The sequence below is a fragment of the Amycolatopsis heterodermiae genome (genome assembly GCF_034929455.1).
Lineage (GTDB): Bacteria > Actinomycetota > Actinomycetes > Mycobacteriales > Pseudonocardiaceae > Amycolatopsis > Amycolatopsis heterodermiae.
The window spans coordinates 488,978-506,015 of record NZ_JAYFSI010000008.1 but is presented as its reverse complement, the minus strand read 5'-3'; the positions used below and the strand labels follow the sequence as shown (position 1 = coordinate 506,015).

Sequence of the window (17,038 nt, the reverse complement as noted above, 5' to 3'; positions counted from 1 at the left end):
GAACCAGTAATTCTCGACGGCGATGCCGGGCACGGTCCGTTCGCCGGTCAGGTGCAGCGCCTCGGCCCGGGTGGCTGGGGTGGTCACGTCCGCGACCCTAGCGGTGTCACGTCCGGCACGGCCGTCTCGTTCCGTGGTCATGCAACGGACCATCACCCGCGTACTCCTCGTGTTCTTCGGCGTCGTCGAGGCCGTGACCGGAATCTGGCCACTGATCACGCCGACCGGCTTCTACCAGGACTTTCCCGGTTTCCGAACGGGCTGGGTCTCGATGGACGGGCCCTTCAACGAGCACCTCCTGCGCGACTTCGGCGGCCTCAACCTGGCCCTCGCGGCGCTGCTGATCGGGGCCGCCGTGATCGGCACCACAGCCGTGGCGCGGCTGGCCGGGGTCGCGGCCCTGCTGTTCGGCCTGCCGCACTTCCTCTACCACCTCGGCCACGTGTCGCATTTCGATCAAATTGATCAGGTTCTCATCATCGCGACGACGGGACTGGGCGCCGTGGTGCCGATCGTGCTGCTGCTGATCCCCGCGCGCCGGGTCAGTCCACCGGCGACACCGTGATGCCGAGCGCGCCCGGGCCGAGGTGCGCGCCGATCACCGTGCTCGCTTCGACGACCATGCTCTCGGCCATCCCGGACACGCGACGCTCGATCTGCCGGCCGATCTCGAGTTCGTGATCGCTGGCGCCGAACCGGGTCACGGCGATGTCGACGCGGAAGCCGCCCGACTTCCGCACCGCGAGGTCGACCATCTTGGCCAGCGCCCGCCGCGTGCCGGGGACGCGGGCGAGCGGCGCGACCTCGCCGTCCTTGACCGTGAGCAGCGGCTTGATGGAGAACGCGGTACCGACCGTCGCCTGCGCGGCGCCGATCCGCCCGCCGCGGCGGAGGTACTCCAGCGTGTCGACGTAGATGAACTCGGTGCTCGTCAGGTACCGGCGTTCCGCGGCTTCGATGACCCGGGCGGCGTCCCCGCCGGAGGCGGCCGCCCGGGCCGCGGCGATGGCCGCGAAGCCGAGGCTCATCCCGGTGGTGCGGCTGTCGAGGACGTGCACGGGGATGCGGACCTGCTGGGCGGCCTCCCGGGCCGCGCGGACGGTGTCGGACATGCGACCGGAGAGGTGGATGCTGACGATCGCGGTGGCGCCGCAGGCCGCGGCCTCCTGGTAGGTCCAGAAGAACGCCCCCGGATCCGGGGGCGACGTGGTGATCACCTGCCCGGCTCTCATCGTGTCGATGACCTTGCCGCGGTCGAAGCGGTTTTCGTCGTCGAAGTGGCTTCCCATGTTGAGCTGGATCTGCACGACGCCGATGGCCCAGCGGGCGGCGACGAGGTCGGGAAGGCACGAGCTGGAGTCGGTGACGACGGCGATGCGCGCTGGCATGGTGCCGGAGGTTAACCCCTAACGGCCTACTGCGAGTAGGCCGAGGTTGGTCCGATCGGACGAACGGCGGTTCAGGTGGGGTAACCGGTCGACTACTGGGACGATGGTCCCACTAGATTGCGCATCCAGGTGAATGGCGTCACCTCGGCGGGTCCTGACGGCGGAATGGCCCTAATCTACCGGCCAGTAGAGCACTGACCCGTGGTGCGTCCGCGGGCCACAACCGGGAGGTCGAAGAAGACCCATGACCAACATCGTTGTCCTGGTCAAGCAGGTACCGGACACCTACTCGGAGCGCAAGCTCAGCGGGGCCGACCACACCCTTGACCGTGAATCCGCCGACGCCGTGCTCGATGAGATCAACGAGAAGGCCGTCGAAGAAGCCCTGAAGATCAAGGAAGCCGGCGAGGGCGAGGTCACCGTGATCTCGGTCGGCCCCGACCGCGCGACCGACGCGATCCGCAAGGCGCTGTCCATGGGCGCCGACAAGGCCATCCACGTCTCCGACGAGGCGCTGCACGGCTCCGACGCCATCGCCACCGCGAAGGTCATCGCCGCCGCGATCGGCAAGGTCGAGGGTTACGACCTGATCATCGCCGGCAACGAGTCCTCCGACGGCCGCGGCGGCGCCGTCCCGGCGATCCTCGCCGAGCTGCTCGGCCTGCCGCAGGTCACCTACGCGCGTGAGGTCACCGTCGACGGCACCACCATTAAGGCCGTCCGCGAGACCGAGGACGGCCTCACCCGCCTCGAGGCGAGCCTGCCCGCGGTGGTCAGCGTCGGCGAGAAGATCAACGAGCCGCGCTACCCGTCCTTCAAGGGCATCATGGCCGCGAAGAAGAAGCCGGTCGAGACCTTCACCATCGCCGACCTGGGTGTCGACGCGGGCGAGGTCGGCCTGGCCAACGCCTGGTCCACGGTCACCGAAGCCTCGCCGAAGCCGCCGCGCACCGCCGGCGAGAAGGTCGAGGACGAGGGCGACGGCGGCACGAAGGTCGCCGAGTACCTGGTCGGCCAGAAGCTCATCTGACAAGGGTTCGAGGAGGAAGTAGAACAATGGCTGAAGTACTCGTCCTCGTCGACCACGTCGACGGTGAGGTCAAGAAGGTCACGCTGGAGCTGCTGACCGCGGCCCGCGCGCTCGGTGAGCCGTCGGCCGTCGTCGTCGGCCCGACCGGCACCGCGGCCAAGGCCAAGGAGTCCCTGGCCGCGCACGGCGCCGCCAAGGTGTATGTCGCCGAAGGCGACGACGCCGCGAACTACCTGGTCACGCCGAAGGTGGACGTGCTCGCCGCGCTGGCGCAGCAGGCGTCCCCGGCCGCCGTGCTCGTCACCGCCAGCGGTGAGGGCAAGGAGGTGGCCGCGCGCCTGGCCGTCCGGCTCGGCTCCGGCCTGATCTACGACGCCGTCGGCGTCAACGGCGACGGCGTGATCGACCAGTCGATCTTCGGTGGCGCGTTCTCGGTGAAGTCCAAGGCGTCGAAGGGCGTCCCGGTCGTCTCGATCCGCCCGGGTGCCGTCGAGGCCGAGCCCGCCGAGGGTGCGGCGGCCGTGGAGACCGTCGAGATTCCCGCAACCGACGCGGCGAAGGCCACCAAGATCACCGGCATCGAGCCGGTGACCGGCGGTGACCGTCCGGAGCTGACCGAGGCCTCGATCGTGGTCTCCGGTGGCCGTGGTGTCGGCTCGGCGGAGAAGTTCGACGTCGTCGAGAAGCTGGCCGACTCGCTCGGCGCGGCCGTCGGCGCCTCCCGTGCCGCCGTCGACTCCGGCTACTACCCGGCGCAGTTCCAGGTGGGCCAGACCGGCAAGACCGTGTCGCCGCAGCTGTACATCGCGCTCGGCATCTCCGGCGCGATCCAGCACCGCGCCGGCATGCAGACGTCGAAGACGATCATCGCCGTCAACAAGGACGCCGAGGCGCCGATCTTCGAGATCGCCGACTTCGGCATCGTCGGCGACCTGTTCAACGTCGCGCCGCAGCTGACCGAAGCGGTCGAGAAGCGCAAGGGCTGATCCTCGGTCCAGAAGGGCCTTCCGGGACGTCCTGGAAGGCCCTTCGCGCGTCTCCAGGACCTGAGAAGAGCCTGAGAACCCGCAATTAACTGAACGTGCACTAATCGGTCATCGGATGGCACTCTCCGCGGTTTCCTACGCCCGGGTACACCTTGACCATGACGACGTCACAGCTCCTCGTCAGCACTGATCAGGCGGGTTCCGAGCTTCCCGCGGACGCCCCTCGCTACTCCCTTCTCGTCGCCCACGCGAACGACGAAGTGGTCGCGGCGCAGCGGCTGCGGCACCAGGTTTTCGCGGAGGAGATGGGCGCGAAGCTCCATTCCCCGCGCCCCGGTCTCGACATCGACGAGTTCGACGAGTTCTGCGACCACCTCGTCGTCCGCGACGACAACACGGGCGACATCGTCGGCTGCTACCGGATGCTGCCGCCGGACCGCGCCGTCCAGGCCGGGAAGCTCTACGCCGACAGCGAGTTCGACCTGAGCGCGCTCGACGCCCTGCGGCCCTCCCTGGTCGAAACCGGCCGTTCGTGCGTGCACCCCGACCACCGCAGCGGCGCCGTCGTCAGCCTGGTCTGGGCCGGGATCGCCCGGTACATGCTGCTGTCGGGTCACCGCTACCTCGCCGGCTGCGCGTCGGTCCCGCTGGTGGACGGCGGCTCGTTCGCCGCGGGCGTCTGGGACGTCCTGCGCACCAAGCACTACTCGGACGAGGCGACGCGCGTCTCGCCGCTGATCCCGTGGGACACGTCCGGGATCGAACGCCCGGCGCGGGCCACGCTGCCGCCGCTGATCAAGGGGTACATCCGGCTCGGCGCCAAGGTCTACGGTCCGCCGGCGCTCGATGCCGATTTCGGTGTCGCGGACTTCTTCGTCGTGCTCGACCTGCACAACGTCGACGAGCGCTACCTGAAGTTCTTCCTCGGGGTCCAGGTATGAGCCACTCCTGGATGCCGACGTCGCCCTGTGGCGACGACTGCTTGACCGGTGGCGACCCCGTGGTCGCTTTCCCGCGACGAGTGCTGCGGTTCGTCTCGGCGATCGTGGTCGTCTTTTCGGCGATGCTGGCCTCGCCGCTGCTTCTCGTCGCCCGCGGCCGAGGCCGCGAGCGGCTGGTCCGGCTGATCTTCCACGGCGTGCTGCGCGCCTTCGGCGTGCGGCTGGACATCCGCGGCGGCGAAGACTTCCGCACCGCGGCCGCCGGCCGTGGCGCGCTGGTGGTCAACAACCACATCTCCTGGCTGGACATCGTCGCGATCAACGCCCTGCGGCCGATGCGCGCGCTGGCCAAGAAGGAGATCGCGGGCTGGCCGGTGCTGGGCGGCCTGGTCCGCCGCGGCGGCAGCATCTTCCTCGACCGCGAGCGGCTGAGGACGCTGCCCGCCACGATGGCCGAGCTGGCCGACGCGCTGCGCTCGGGCTCGCTGGTGAGCGTCACCCCCGAAGGCACCACGTGGTGCGGGCTGGCGTCCGGCCGGTTCACGACCGCGACGTTCCAGGCGGCCATCGACGGCGGTGTCCCGGTCCGCCCGATCGCCCTGCGCTACCGCCTCGCCGACGGCCGCGAGACCAGCCGCCCCGCGTTCATCGGGCCGGAGTCGCTGATCGCGTCCCTGCGCCGGGTCGCCGCGCTGCGCGGCCTGGTGCTGGAGGTCCACATCTGCCCGGAGATCGCGCCGGGCCGCGCGGAGACCCGCCACGAACTGGCCGCGCTGGCGGAGGCGGCCGTTCATTCCGCACTCGGAACGGTCAAGATCCCGGGCCAGCAGCGTCGGCGCACCCCGCGTCCGCAGGTCGCGCCTTCGGCTCCGGCCGCGTCGTCCGACGTGGTGGTTCCCCGGGCCGCGGCCACTCACGCCGCGCCCTCCCTGGCTTCGCCTCCCGCGAAGTGATCCGGGGTCTGCCGCCGCGATCCGGCGGCAGGCCCTGGTCGGCTTGCGGACGGGCCTGTTGCCGATATCCGGCGACAGGCCCGTCTCGCGTTCAGCTGACGGTCAGCGTCAGCTTCCCGCCGGGGTGCCCGCCTTCGCTCTCCGTCTGGGCGGCGGCCGCGTCGGCGAGCGGGTAGCTCTTGCCGTGCGCGATGGTGACGCCGCGATCGGTCACCCAGCCGGCGATTCCCTCGAGGACCTCACGCGACTGCTCGCCGCCGCTGGAGAACGTCAGCCCCAGCTCGAACGCCGCGGCGTCGGCGATCGTGATGATCCGATCCTGGGAGCCCCGCAGCTCGACCGAGCCCGGCAGGACGCCGTGCCCGGAGGTGTCGAAAACGGCGTCGACCGAGCCCGACGCGGCTTCGCGGACCCGCTCCTCCCAGCCGTCGCCGTAGAGGATCGGGACGACGCCGAGGGACTTCAGGTCGTCGAGGCTTCGGCTGCCACCGGTGCCGAGGACGGTCAGCCCCTTCGCGATGGCGACCTGCGCCGCGAACCGGCCCACGGTGCCGCTGGCGCCGTGGATCAGCAGCGTCTCGCCCTCGCGGACCTCGAGCAGGTTCAGGACGCGAAGGGCCGTCTCACCGGCGACCGGCAGCGCCACGGCGTCGGCCCACGAGAGGCTCGCGGGCTTCGGCGCAAGCGTTTTCCCCAGGGCGTATTCGGCGTAGGACCCGGTCTCGGACCAGCCGAAGACCTCGTCGCCCACGGCGAAGCCGGCGCCGTCACCGACGGCGTCGACGACCCCGGCGACCTCGAACCCGGGGGTGTGGGGGAAGTCGACGGGGAAGTTCTGCGCCATCCCGCCGCCGCGGATCTTCCAGTCGAGCGGATTGATCCCGGCGGCCCGCACGGCCACCCGTACCTGCCCGGGACCGGGCTCCGGCGTCGGAACTTCCGACAGCTTCAGGACGTCCGGCCCGCCGTACTCGGCGAAGGTGATAGCTCGCATGGTGTCGTCTGCGCTCCTCGATTTCGGGACCTTCGGTTCGAATGTCCTCTCCGCAGAGTCAACTCGCCCGGCGTCCTCGCCGAACCACTCGGACGAGCAGTGTTCACTAGCCGGACGAGCAGGCGGCTGGTGCGCGAGCGCGCCTAGTTTGGAGCCATGGACGCTTCCTGGTCGGATCCGCGACACGTGCTCGACGTCGTCGAACGGCTGTTGTCGGCGCCGCGCCCCCAGCTGCTCACCCAGTTCTCCATCGAGCTGGGAGGGCTGGTCCCGCACCGGGCCGCGGCGATGCAGACGGGGGACTGCCCGCGCAGTCCGCTCAAGGTGGTCGGTGACCCGGCGATCGCCCAGGCGGTGACGAGCGCCGAGCTGCAGCGGCTGGTCGACCGCAGCGAGCCGGGCACGGCCCTGGTCGTCGACGGCGTCCTGGGTGGCGTCGAACGCCGTCTCGTCCTGCTCGCGTCGTCGCCGCCGGTCGGCCGGGGAGCGGTGCTCGCCGTGGTGCCGACGGCCATGGAGCCGCCGTCCACCGAGCTGGAGCTGGCCGCCCGGCTGTGGCACATCCTGAGCACGGACGCAGGCCAGCGCGCGACGGATCCGGGCCCGGAGGTTCTGGCCAGCAACCTCGCCGCGGCCGGCGCGCGGGCGCAGGCGATCACCGACCTCGGCCAGACCCACGCGACGACCCTGACGACCCTCCTGGCGGTGCTCCGGTCCAGCCGCCTGCCCGACGCCGCCGCCCGGCGAACCGCGGTCGACCTCGCGGCGGATGCGCTGCTGGAGCTCAAGGGCGTCGTCGACCGCGACCAGGCCCTGTCCGCGGAGCCGGCGGACACGGCGTTCGCCGTGCTCAGGGAGCAGCTCGCCGACCTGGTCCGGCACACGGACGTCGACATCGACCTGGTCAGCCCGGTCGGCGACGGCTCGCTCGCCCAGGACATCGCCCACACCGCCCGGACGTTGACCCGCGGCCTGGTCCTCACGGCCCTGGACCGTCCGGCGACCACGCGCCTGCGGGCGTCCTGGCGACTGGACGGCTCGGTCGTCCGCATCACGGTCCGCGACGACAACCCCGAGGTCGCCGCCGCGGTCCCGGCCGGCGGCCTGACGGAACGCCTCACGACGCTGGGCGGCCACTGGGAGGTCGACGCGGTCCCGGGCTGGGGGACGACGGTCACCGCGGTCCTGCCCCTCGGCGTGGCCGAACCACCGGAACTGCGCCCGCTCGACCGGCTCAACCCGCGCGAGCTCGAGGTCTTGTCGGGAATCTCCCAGGGCCTGCGCAACCGGCAGATCGCCGAGCAGCTGCAGCTCAGCGAGCACACGGTGAAGTTCCACGTCCGCAACATCCTCGACAAGCTGGACGTGACCTCCCGCGGCGAGGCCGCTGCCCTGGCCCGCGACCTGCGTCTGGAGCCGCCGACGCGGTACTCCGCCTGAAATCGGCTTGACCTCCAGGGGGCTGGAGGTTGCAGGCTGCTGATCATGACCTCGACCGTCGACCCCGCACCCGTTCGCCGCAGTGTGCTCTGGAGCGCCGACCACCGGCTGACCACCATCGCGCTGCTGCTCGTGGTCACCCTGGTCGCGTTCGAGAACATGGGCGTTGCGACGGCAATGCCGACCCTGGTCGCCGACCTGCACGGGCAGTCCCTGTACTCGTGGCCGTTCACAATCTTCCTGATCTCGAGCGTGGTCGCGACGGTCCTGTCAGGCCGACTCGGTGATCGCCGAGGCCCGGCACCGGCTCTGCTCGCAGGTCCGGCTCTGTTCGCGGCCGGCTTGCTCGTCGCGGGGACGGCGACCGGCATGCCGACGCTGCTGCTCGGCCGCGCTCTCCAGGGCTTCGGCTCAGGGCTGCTACTGGTCTCCGTCTCGCTCCTGATCGCGCTGACGTTCACCGACCGCGAGCGTCCGGTGATCTACGCCGCGAACGCCGCCGCCTGGGTCTTACCCGCGGTCATCGGCCCGTCGGTGGCCGGGTTCCTGACGGTCAGCGTCGGCTGGCGCTGGGTGTTCCTCGGCCTCGTCCCGCTCGTGGTCATCGGCGTGACGATGCTGATGGTGGTCGTCCGCCGCCTGCCCGCGCACGTCCCCGCCACGGGCGGCCCACGCGCCGGCGTGATCCAGGCGGTCATCGCCGCCATCGGCGTCGCCGCCCTGACCTGGGCCGCTCAGCACCAGTCACTCCTCGCGCTCGGCTACGGCACGGTCGGGCTGATCGCCCTCGGCTACGCCCTCCGCAAGCTGCTCCCGGCGGGGACGCTGACCTCCCGCCGAGGCCTCCCGACGGTCGTCGCCTCCCGGGCGTTGATCGCCGGCGCGTACGCCGGGATGGAGGCATACCTGCCCCTGACGATGAGCGCGGTCCACGGCTACAGCCCAGCCCTCGCCGGCCTGCCCCTGACGATCACGGCGCTGGGCTGGTCCGCGGCATCGGCAGCCCAAGGCCGCTACCTCAACTGGTCGAAGGAGGCATCACTGCGCACCGGCTTCTGGCTCGTGGCTGCCGGCCTGGTCTGCTTCGGCCTGGTCTCGCAGCCCTGGTTCCCCGCTTGGACGGCGTTCGTGGCCTGCGCGGTCGGCGGCGCGGGCATGGGAACCGCGATGCCCGCGATCTCGGTTCTCCTGCTCCGCTACTCGCCCGAGGGTGAGCGCGGATTCAACACCTCGGCGATGCAGCTCGCGGACTGGGTCGGCTGTGCTCTGCTCATCGGCCTGGGCGGCGTTCTGCTCGGCCTGGTGGGGTCAGTCCTCAACCCATCGCCGGCGATGGCCCTGCTCACGGTCGCTTTGGTGGCGCTCGCTCTGGTGGGCGTCCGGCTGACCGGGCGCTGGCCGTCGAAGGTGTGACAGCCCACTTCAGGGTCCAGGGCGAGCATCGTCACGCGCTGGAGCGGACTACCCTGAAGGAGCGATGACCTATCTCGACCACGCGGCGACCACTCCGATGTTGCCCGAAGCCATAGCGGCGATGACCGAGGCGCTGTCCACCGTGGGCAACGCCTCAGCGCTGCATTCCTCGGGCCGGCGCGCTCGCCGGATGGTCGAGGAAGCCCGCGAGACGATCGCCGACGCTTTGGGAGCCCGCCCCTCCGAGGTGATTTTCACCGGCGGCGGCACCGAAAGCGACAACCTCGCCCTCAAGGGCATCTACTGGGCCCGCCACGACGAGCAGGAGCAGCGCCGCCGCATCCTGTGCGGTGCCGCCGAGCACCACGCGGTGCTCGACACCGTGGAATGGCTCGAAGCTCGCTGCGACGCCGAGATCACTCTGCTAGACGTGGACAGCCAAGGCCGTGTGTCGCCCGACGTGCTCCGCGCCGCTATCGCCACGGATCCCGAAAGCGTGGCCCTGGCGACGGTGATGTGGGCGAACAACGAGGTCGGCACGATCAATCCGATCCCGGAATTGGCCGCGATCTGCGCCGAGTTCGACATTCCGCTGCACACGGACGCTGTCCAGGCGGTCGGCGCGGTCCCGGTCGATTTCACGGCCAGCGGAGCTGCTGCGCTCACATTGACCGGCCACAAGCTCGGCGGTCCCTTCGGCATCGGAGCCCTCCTTCTCGGCCGCGATGTGACCTGCGTGCCCCTGTTGCACGGTGGTGGCCAGGAACGCAGCGTCCGCTCCGGCACCTTGGATGTCCCCGCGATCTTTAGCTTCGCAGCCGCGGTCCGATCCAGCAGCGCTACCCGGGCCGAATATGCGAAGCGTGTCGAGGATCTGCGCGATGGGCTCATCGAGGCGATCCACCGCGAGGTGCCCGACGCCGTCCTCAACGGGGGAGAGGGCGAGCGGCTTCCCAGTCACGTCCATTTCACCTTCCCCGGATGCGCCGGCGACAGCCTGCTGATGCTGCTCGACGCCAAGGGCATCGAGTGTTCGACGGGATCGGCTTGCACCGCAGGCGTAGCGCAGCCGAGCCATGTGTTGCTCGCTATGGGCGCCGACCCAGCAGCTGCCCGTGGCTCGCTCAGGTTCTCTCTCGGCCACACGTCCACCGCCGCCGACATCGAGGCGGTTGCAGCCGAAATCGGCGGTGTCGTCACACGCGCACGGCAGGCCGGGCTCGCCGGAATGCGCAAGCAGACCCAGAAGCAAGAGGTGTAAGGCAATGCGGGTTTTGGCCGCGATGAGCGGAGGAGTGGATTCGGCGGTCGCCGCGGCGCGCGCGGTCGACGCCGGGCACGACGTCGTCGGCGTACACCTGGCGTTGTCGGCCAAGCCCGGCACTCTGCGAACCGGTTCGCGCGGGTGTTGCACGATCGAAGATTCGCACGACGCCAGGCGGGCCGCGGACATCCTCGGGATCCCCTTCTACATCTGGGATTTCGCGGAGCGGTTCACCGAAGAGGTCGTGGAGACTTTCGTCGGCGAATATGCCGCCGGCCGTACCCCGAATCCCTGCGTCACCTGCAACGAGAAGATCAAGTTCGAAGCTCTCCTCGAGAAGGCGATGGCCCTCGGCTTCGACGCGGTCGCGACCGGTCACTATGCACGCCTGTCCGTGGTAGACGGCGTGCCTGAGCTGCGCCGCAGTGCGGACAGTGGCAAGGATCAGTCCTACGTTCTCGCATCTCTTACTCCGGACCAGCTCAGTCACGCGATGTTCCCGCTCGGCGACTCGTGGAAGACCGACGTTCGGGCCGAGGCGGAGCGGCGGGGCCTGTCCGTCGCGAACAAGCCCGACAGTCACGACATCTGCTTCATCCCGGACGGCGACACCAAGAAGTTCCTGGAGAACCGGCTGGGGCAGCGACCCGGCGAGCTCGTCGACGCGGAGACCGGCGCAGTGCTTGGCCAGCACACAGGCGTGCACGGGTTCACCATTGGTCAGCGCAAGGGGCTTGGTATCGACGCCCCGGCGCCGGACGGTCGCCCTCGCTACGTCCTGTCCTTGGAGCCGGTGTCCGGTTCAGTCAAGGTAGGTTCCGCCGCCGGCCTCGGCATCAAGGTGATCGAGGCGGATCGGGCGATCTGGCCGAGCGGACGTCCGCTGACCGAGCCGACTGAGTGTGTCGTCCAGGTGCGGGCTCACGGCGGCATCGTCGATGCCGTCGCCGACGTGGACTCGGACACCATGACCCTGCAGCTCCGTGAACCTTTGCGCGGGGTCGCTCCCGGCCAGGTTGCCGTGCTCTACCGGCCGGATGCCGAAGGCGGCGACATCGTCCTGGGTAGCGCGAAGATCTCGGGTACGCGCTGACGTCTCGTCACGTTCTCGGCTTCTTGTGGGATCGGCTCGCTCGTCGGCGGGTCGGATGCATCGACGGTGGCGTTGTGGTGCGAACGCGGCCGGTCGGTGTCGCGACTTTTACCGTGCCGTCGGGGGCGACCTCGTAGTTCCAGCCGGGCTGATCCTTCAGCTTGCGATGGCGGGAGCAGAAGGTGACCGGCTGATACGCGACGACCTCACCCCCACCTGATGCTTGAGTCGGCTCGATTCCGCAGCTCTGGGCAGGGCGTGTGCACCCGGGCTGCCGGCACTCCTGGTCCCGGACGCGGATGAACTCGTCGTGTGCCGGATCGAGCGGGTAGTGCGTCGGTGACAGCTCGACCACCTGACCGGTACGCGGGTCGGTGAGAACCCGTCTCAGCGTTGTGCCGGGCCCACTGATGATGCGACGGGCAACCGATGCCGCGATCGGGCCGCGGCCGGCCAACGTTGCCGGTAGGTCGTTCAGGCTCAGGTAGGTGGCCAGATCCACGTGCAAGAACACCTCGGTCCGCGCGGTCGGCCCACCCGTGCCGCTGAGCAACAGGTCCATGGCAACGTCGGCTCGGAGCTGGTCCAGCGTTCGCGTCTCTCCGGGCGTCTTCAGCGCTCGGGCAGCCTGGTCGATGCGGGCGTAGGCGGCGGTCGCCCTCTCGGTCGGAGCGTTGTTGATCGACAGGTGAGTCACTGCGGCGTCTTGGTGGTGCAGGCTGAATCGTCGTTCCATGAGTTTCTGCTCGGTGCGGCTTGCGGCGCCTTGAGGGTCGGCTTTCGCGGCGGCGTAGGCCGCCGCCCGGCGGACTTGGGTGGCGTTCCGTCCAGGAACCCGTTCTTCGAGCGCTTCATCGACGACACGCACGTAGTCGCCGGAAAGCCAAGCCGTGGCGTCGGTGACCTTCATGGCGCGATAGAGGTCCAGCCTGCCGTCGTCCATCAGGTTGAGCATGCGGGGAAGCCGGGCGATCAGCGCGTTGGCCGCGGAAACGATGGCGCTGGCCCGGTGTTCCGTTATGGACAAAGCCAACGCCACCTCCGAAGCTGTGCTGGGCGCCCGTCTCCGACGCACGCTGAGGTCGGCGATGGCTCTCAGCTGTAGTGCTTGAAGCTTGGAGATCTCGGCGTCGGTGTCACGAATCAGGTCGACGACTTGGTCGTCCTTCATGTGCTGCAACGTATCCGGGTTCGCGCGAACCAACCTCAGCACCAACGGAAAGGCGTCGTCGGCGTGCTGGGAATCGGTCGCGGAGTTGAGCTTGTGAAGTGGCTGCGAAGGTGACATGAGTGCGACCGTACGGCACTTTTCAAGGAAATTACCGCGGAGGGCACGAACGGTCCTTTCGCGCTCTCCGCGGCTTGACAGGCCGGGACCAGTTCGGAATGGTCGGCGTGTGTGGATCTGTTTCGTCCCGCATTGGAGAGCGCAATGACTGCCTATTGTCCTATTTGGACAATCAAGCTGAGGGCCGTTCAGAGCTTCAGCTTGAACCCGGTGTGGGTCGGCTCGAAACCGAGGCGCTCGTAGAATCGGTGTGCCTGTGTCCTGGAGGTGTCCGAGGTGAGCTGAACAAGAGCGCACCCGCGTCGGCGCGATTCGTCGATCGCCCACTGGATGAGGTCGGCGCCGAGGCCGGATCCCCGATGATCCGCGCGGATTCGCACAGCCTCTATCTGGCCGCGCAGGGCACCGCGCCTCGCCAAGCCCGGAATCATGGTGAGTTGCAGCGTTCCGACGGCTTGGTCACCAGACACGACGACGACCAGGAGCTGGTTCGGATCCGCGTCGATGTCGTCGAATGCTTGCAGGTACGGGACAAGATCGGCGGGATCGTCGCGGGTCGCGCCGAGCTGGTCGTCCGCCAGCATGTGCACTATCGCTTCGACGTCGTCGCGCCGTGCTTTGCGGATGATGTGGTCGGTCACAGTGTCAGTATCACAGCGCGCGGGTGAATCCTTGATAGCTGTGTTCGAAACCGAAGCGCGCGTAGAAGTCTCGCAGGTCGGCGCGGGCGAGGCCCGAGTCCAGGTGGAGGCGGGTGCAGCCACGTCGGCGGGCTTCGTCGATGCCCCAGCTCAGAAGGGCGCTCGTCACTCCCCGGCGGGCGGCGCGGATGCCTTCCAGGTGGCCACGGGTCGCGCCGTCCCAGGCCAGCCCGCGCGTCACCGTCAGTTGCGCGGTGCCGACGACGCCGTTGTCGTCCTCCGCTACGACGAGCGTGACGTGCGGGGTGCTTGTGAGCTCGCGAAGTGCGGCTGCCAGCGGCCCGCCCGGTGCGTCGAACAGGCGCACGAGCGCCTCGATGTCCGTCGCCCTCGCGCGTCTTATGACATCCATTGCGCCCAGTATGCAGGAAGTCCTCAGGGCACCGTGTAGTGCCGGACTCCGTCGACCGTCTGCGCGTTCAGTCTGCCCTGCGAAACCAGGAGGTCGAGATGTGCCGCGGTTTCCAGGACGGCGAGCATCTGGTTGAACGAGTCCATTTCGGACAGCTTGCGGTTGCGGCGGGTCCATCCGGTCCGGTCGGCGGCTTCGAACGCGGTGCTCGCGCCGGCAGCGATTTGCCCGCCCATGGTCTCGAGGCGTTCGCGGTGGTGTTCCAGCAGTTCGTCGACACGTGTGTGCACGCTCTCGGACACCGGACCGTGGGCGGGAAGCATGCGACGGTCAGGCATGGAGCGCACCAGGCGCAGCGAATCCATGAAGTCGTTCAGGGGCAACTCGGCCGGCACAGGCTGGAACCCGATGGACGGAGTGATGTGCGGCAGCACGTGGTCGCCGGAGAACAACAGGTTGGCCGTGTCGTCGACGAAGACGACGTGTCCGCTCGTGTGTCCCGGGGTGGCGACGATGTCGAACTCGCGTCCGGGCATGATCGATCGGCGGCCTGGTGTCAGCCACTCGTCGGGCGCTTCCCACAGATCGGCTTCCCGGTGGCGCCGATTGGTGCCGAACTCGCGGCCCAGGGCTTCGACCACACCGGCGGCGCCGGCCTTGAAGAGGAGGTCGACCTGGGCTTCCATCGGCAGCCGGTCGGGGTTGCCGGAAACCTTCAGCGACGGTTCTTCGTCCTGGCCGAGCGCGATCTTCGAACCGAACTCACGGCGGAGCACGACCGCCTGCGAATAGTGGTCGCGGTGGACGTGAGTCACCAGGAACTCGCTGACGTCGGCGAGCTCGGCACCGATCCCGCCGAGGGCGTCCGTCAGCTGTTGACGGGCCACGTCCAATGCCCAGCCGGAATCGACCAGGACCAGCTTCTTGCCGTCCGTGACCGCGTAGACGTTCACCGCACGAAGGCCGTCGTTGGGCAGCGGCAACGGGATCCGGTAGACGCCCGCCGACACCTCGTAGATCCCGGGTTCGGTCCAGATCCGGTCGCTGCTTTCCGGCAACGGTTCCACGGTGACCTCCGTCCCGGCGAGACTCCGGCGTCCCGGCCTTTTCTTCACCCTGAGCCGTGCCGGGCCCGCTGTCCACCGGGAGGAGATGAGACGCCGGTCACTAGGTCAGTCGGTGTCCTGTTTCAGGGCGGTGTCGATCGTGAGGGCCGCGGCGACCACCATGCTGGCCAGCGGATCCGGCAGCGGGTGGGGGATCTCGACGACGTAGTTGTCGGCCGTGGTGAAGGCGGCCTTGATGAACCCGCCCCAGGTCTTGGTCACCCGAGCGACCTCGGTGTCGGCGTGGTCCCGGATGGAGAAGTTCCAGGCCCGCCAGTTCTCGGCGAAGATTCCGCCGACCGGACGGCCGTCGACGAGGAAGCCGAAGCGGATCTTCCCGAAGACGTTCTCCTGGACGATCTCGCCGATCGGGGTCTCGTCGGCTCGGGTGACGAGGAACCGGGACTTGAACACCTTGGCCGGCCGGGTCACCTTCAGCACCGTGCTGTGGTTGGCGTCGCGGACCTCGAACTTGTGTGTCAGGAACTGGTCGTAGTTGGTCAGGAGCCGGATCGCCTTCTTCAGCGTGCTCTGGCCGACCTCGACGACTCCGCCGATCCGGGTGCCGTTCTGGTCGAAGACACCGAACTCGTTGGCCATCTCGATCAGCTTGGCGCGCTGGTTCACCACCAGGACCGGCTCGGTGAACAGCGTCCCGCCGCCGGTCCGCGCGCCACCGCGGCCGCGGGTGGCGCGGCCGACCTGGTTCTGGATGCGCGCCGGGTCGTGGGCTCGCTCGATGTCCAGCTCGATCGGCTCGGAGTCGCTCGGCGGCACCTGCTGGGCCGGACGTGTGTTGGCGGTCCAGGCCTGGCCGTCCCACCAGCGGTGCAGCCGCGGGTCCCGCGAGTCGGGGTACCAGCCCGGTTGCGGTGGCGAACTCGTCATGACCGGGCAGCCTATCCGCGTGGGCGCGCTCACGGGTCGGGGAAAGAGAAATGCGGCGAATGTCCGCCTCCGCGGGATCCGGTGCGGTGGCCCGGTCGGCGTCGGCGGCCGGTGGTCGACCACAATCCGGGTTGTGAGCGAACGACTTTGGCCCAGCGGGGCCGCAACGGCGATCGGCTCGATGCCCGGCACGGACCCCGCGGAGGCGGCGGCGGTCGTGTTCGGCGAGCTGCCGGACTTCCCGCACGTGCCGGAGTTGCCCGCCCGTGGCGTCGGCGCGGACATGCTCGGGCGGACGGCGGCGCTGCTGGTGGACCTGGCCGTCGAGGTCGTGCCGAGCGGCTACCGCGTCGCCGCGCGGCCGGGGCACGACCACCGCCGGGCCGTCGACCTCCTTCGCTGGGATCTGGACGCGGTGCAGGAAGCCCGCGAGAAGGCCGGGGTCACGCCGCCGGTCTTCAAGGTCCAGCTCGCCGGGCCCTGGACGCTCGGCGCGGGGATCGAGCTACCCCGCGGCCACCGGGTCCTCACCGACCGCGGCGCGCTGCGGGACTTCACGGCCTCCCTGCTCGACGGCCTCGCCGAGCACGTCGAGGAGGTCCGGTCCAGGACCGGCGCACCCGTGGTCGTCCAGTTCGACGACCCCTCGCTGCCCACGGTGCTGGCCGGAGGGCTGTCGACGCCGTCCGGTTACGGGAACGTCGCGGCGGTCCCTGAGCCCGAGGCCCGTGACCTGCTCGCCACCGTCATCGAAGGCGCGCGTGCGATCACCGGCCAGCCCGTGATCGTGCACTGCTGCGCCGCGGAACCGCCGCTCGGTCTGCTGCGTGAGGCCGGCGCGGACGCCCTGGCGTTCGACCTCAGGGCACTCGACGGCTCGTCCGCCGCGTTCCTCGACGAGATCGGCGAGGTGTGGGACAGCGGCGCGACGCTGTTCATGGGCGCGATTCCGACCACGGCCCCGTCCACCCCCCTGACCCTGAAGGACGTCGGCGAGGCGCCGTTCCGGCTGGCGAGCCGGCTCGGTTTCAACCGCAGCGTCCTGGCCGAACGCGCCGTGCCGACCCCCGCCTGCGGTCTCGCCGGTGCGACGCCGGACTGGATGCGCCGGGCTCTCGCGTTGTCCCGCGACCTCGGCAAGGCCTTCGTGGAGCCACCGGAAGGGTGGTGACGGAATCCGGCAACTCGCCGACGTCGGCGC

The 17,038-nt window shown here is 69.6% G+C and carries 17 protein-coding genes and 1 pseudogene; 10 read left to right on the top strand and 8 right to left on the bottom strand.

The window, feature by feature from the left end; all coding sequences use genetic code 11:
• A pseudogene (locus VA596_RS32200) lies at positions 1–141 on the bottom strand (SAM-dependent methyltransferase); the annotation flags it as partial.
• On the opposite strand from VA596_RS32200, the gene VA596_RS32195 reads away from it, so the two are divergent.
• The gene (locus tag VA596_RS32195; RefSeq protein WP_323331968.1) at positions 140–565 is read left to right on the top strand and encodes a hypothetical protein; all 426 of its coding nucleotides are present in this window, start codon (positions 140–142) and stop codon (positions 563–565) included. The pseudogene VA596_RS32200 and the gene VA596_RS32195 sit on opposite strands and share 2 nt — an antisense overlap.
• Here the strand turns inward: VA596_RS32195 and VA596_RS32190 are convergent.
• Positions 543–1,388 (bottom strand): DegV family protein, encoded by an 846-nt coding sequence (locus VA596_RS32190; RefSeq protein ID WP_323331967.1) that lies wholly within the window; start codon positions 1,386–1,388, stop codon positions 543–545. The two genes, VA596_RS32195 and VA596_RS32190, sit on opposite strands and share 23 nt — an antisense overlap.
• 244 nt (positions 1,389–1,632) lie before the next feature.
• Here VA596_RS32190 and VA596_RS32185 point away from each other — a divergent pair, with 244 nt between their 5' ends.
• The 4 genes from VA596_RS32185 to VA596_RS32170 all read left to right on the top strand — a co-directional run bounded on the left by VA596_RS32185 (position 1,633) and on the right by VA596_RS32170 (position 5,298).
• On the top strand, positions 1,633–2,418 hold the full coding sequence (locus tag VA596_RS32185; RefSeq protein ID WP_323331966.1) for an electron transfer flavoprotein subunit beta/FixA family protein: 786 nt from the start codon (positions 1,633–1,635) through the stop codon (positions 2,416–2,418).
• Between the two features lie 26 nt (positions 2,419–2,444).
• Positions 2,445–3,404: an electron transfer flavoprotein subunit alpha/FixB family protein gene (locus tag VA596_RS32180; protein WP_323331965.1), complete on the top strand. Its 960-nt coding sequence runs from the start codon at positions 2,445–2,447 to the stop codon at positions 3,402–3,404.
• A 158-nt stretch (positions 3,405–3,562) separates the two neighbouring features.
• Positions 3,563–4,345 carry a GNAT family N-acetyltransferase gene (locus tag VA596_RS32175; RefSeq protein ID WP_323331964.1) on the top strand — a complete coding sequence of 261 codons (783 nt, stop codon included), beginning with the start codon at positions 3,563–3,565 and terminating at the stop codon, positions 4,343–4,345.
• Entirely contained in the window at positions 4,342–5,298 is a 957-nt protein-coding gene (locus tag VA596_RS32170; protein ID WP_323331963.1) for a lysophospholipid acyltransferase family protein, read from the top strand. Before VA596_RS32175 ends, VA596_RS32170 begins: the two co-directional genes overlap by 4 nt.
• Positions 5,299–5,389: 91 nt before the next feature.
• Here VA596_RS32170 and VA596_RS32165 read toward each other — a convergent pair whose 3' ends face one another.
• Complete coding sequence (locus tag VA596_RS32165; RefSeq protein ID WP_323331962.1) at positions 5,390–6,292, bottom strand: NADP-dependent oxidoreductase; 903 nt, start codon at positions 6,290–6,292, stop codon at positions 5,390–5,392.
• Between the two features lie 156 nt (positions 6,293–6,448).
• Here VA596_RS32165 and VA596_RS32160 point away from each other — a divergent pair, with 156 nt between their 5' ends.
• The 4 genes from VA596_RS32160 (at position 6,449) to mnmA (ending at position 11,502) form a co-directional block, all read left to right on the top strand.
• Entirely contained in the window at positions 6,449–7,732 is a 1,284-nt protein-coding gene (locus VA596_RS32160; RefSeq protein WP_323331961.1) for a response regulator transcription factor, read from the top strand.
• 45 nt (positions 7,733–7,777) lie between these two features.
• Complete coding sequence (locus VA596_RS32155) at positions 7,778–9,145, top strand: MFS transporter (protein WP_323331960.1); 1,368 nt, start codon at positions 7,778–7,780, stop codon at positions 9,143–9,145.
• A gap of 64 nt (positions 9,146–9,209) precedes the next feature.
• A complete protein-coding gene (locus VA596_RS32150) occupies positions 9,210–10,406 on the top strand; it encodes a cysteine desulfurase family protein (RefSeq protein WP_323331959.1) in 1,197 nt (398 codons plus the stop codon).
• A 4-nt stretch (positions 10,407–10,410) separates the two neighbouring features.
• Entirely contained in the window at positions 10,411–11,502 is a 1,092-nt protein-coding gene (gene mnmA / locus VA596_RS32145) for a tRNA 2-thiouridine(34) synthase MnmA (RefSeq protein ID WP_323331958.1), read from the top strand.
• Between the two features lie 7 nt (positions 11,503–11,509).
• Here mnmA and VA596_RS32140 read toward each other — a convergent pair whose 3' ends face one another.
• The 5 genes from VA596_RS32140 to VA596_RS32120 form a co-directional block, all read right to left on the bottom strand.
• Positions 11,510–12,790: a DUF222 domain-containing protein gene (locus tag VA596_RS32140; RefSeq protein ID WP_323331957.1), complete on the bottom strand. Its 1,281-nt coding sequence runs from the start codon at positions 12,788–12,790 to the stop codon at positions 11,510–11,512.
• A 188-nt stretch (positions 12,791–12,978) separates the two neighbouring features.
• Positions 12,979–13,431, bottom strand: a complete 453-nt coding sequence (locus VA596_RS32135; protein ID WP_323331956.1) for a GNAT family N-acetyltransferase — start codon at positions 13,429–13,431, stop codon at positions 12,979–12,981.
• Positions 13,432–13,441: 10 nt separating this feature from the next.
• Complete coding sequence (locus VA596_RS32130; protein ID WP_323331955.1) at positions 13,442–13,798, bottom strand: GNAT family N-acetyltransferase; 357 nt, start codon at positions 13,796–13,798, stop codon at positions 13,442–13,444.
• 68 nt (positions 13,799–13,866) lie between these two features.
• The gene (locus tag VA596_RS32125; RefSeq protein ID WP_323331954.1) at positions 13,867–14,910 is read right to left on the bottom strand and encodes an MBL fold metallo-hydrolase; all 1,044 of its coding nucleotides are present in this window, start codon (positions 14,908–14,910) and stop codon (positions 13,867–13,869) included.
• A gap of 105 nt (positions 14,911–15,015) precedes the next feature.
• Entirely contained in the window at positions 15,016–15,837 is an 822-nt protein-coding gene (locus tag VA596_RS32120; RefSeq protein ID WP_323331953.1) for a phospholipid scramblase-related protein, read from the bottom strand.
• A gap of 133 nt (positions 15,838–15,970) precedes the next feature.
• On the opposite strand from VA596_RS32120, the gene VA596_RS32115 reads away from it, so the two are divergent.
• Positions 15,971–17,008, top strand: coding sequence for a methionine synthase (locus VA596_RS32115; protein ID WP_323331952.1), 1,038 nt, complete (start codon positions 15,971–15,973; stop codon positions 17,006–17,008).
• The last annotated feature ends 30 nt before the right edge of the window (positions 17,009–17,038 follow it).

What these genes read in the sequence shown, in the direction of transcription:
- VA596_RS32195 (WP_323331968.1), top strand. Translation starts at nt 140, where the DNA reads ATGCAACGGACCATCACCCGCGTACTCCTCGTGTTCTTCGGCGTCGTC.
- VA596_RS32190 (WP_323331967.1), bottom strand. Translation starts at nt 1,388, where the DNA reads ATGCCAGCGCGCATCGCCGTCGTCACCGACTCCAGCTCGTGCCTTCCC.
- VA596_RS32185 (WP_323331966.1), top strand. Translation starts at nt 1,633, where the DNA reads ATGACCAACATCGTTGTCCTGGTCAAGCAGGTACCGGACACCTACTCG.
- VA596_RS32180 (WP_323331965.1), top strand. Translation starts at nt 2,445, where the DNA reads ATGGCTGAAGTACTCGTCCTCGTCGACCACGTCGACGGTGAGGTCAAG.
- VA596_RS32175 (WP_323331964.1), top strand. Translation starts at nt 3,563, where the DNA reads ATGACGACGTCACAGCTCCTCGTCAGCACTGATCAGGCGGGTTCCGAG.
- VA596_RS32170 (WP_323331963.1), top strand. Translation starts at nt 4,342, where the DNA reads ATGAGCCACTCCTGGATGCCGACGTCGCCCTGTGGCGACGACTGCTTG.
- VA596_RS32165 (WP_323331962.1), bottom strand. Translation starts at nt 6,292, where the DNA reads ATGCGAGCTATCACCTTCGCCGAGTACGGCGGGCCGGACGTCCTGAAG.
- VA596_RS32160 (WP_323331961.1), top strand. Translation starts at nt 6,449, where the DNA reads ATGGACGCTTCCTGGTCGGATCCGCGACACGTGCTCGACGTCGTCGAA.
- VA596_RS32155 (WP_323331960.1), top strand. Translation starts at nt 7,778, where the DNA reads ATGACCTCGACCGTCGACCCCGCACCCGTTCGCCGCAGTGTGCTCTGG.
- VA596_RS32150 (WP_323331959.1), top strand. Translation starts at nt 9,210, where the DNA reads ATGACCTATCTCGACCACGCGGCGACCACTCCGATGTTGCCCGAAGCC.
- mnmA (WP_323331958.1), top strand. Translation starts at nt 10,411, where the DNA reads ATGCGGGTTTTGGCCGCGATGAGCGGAGGAGTGGATTCGGCGGTCGCC.
- VA596_RS32140 (WP_323331957.1), bottom strand. Translation starts at nt 12,790, where the DNA reads ATGTCACCTTCGCAGCCACTTCACAAGCTCAACTCCGCGACCGATTCC.
- VA596_RS32120 (WP_323331953.1), bottom strand. Translation starts at nt 15,837, where the DNA reads ATGACGAGTTCGCCACCGCAACCGGGCTGGTACCCCGACTCGCGGGAC.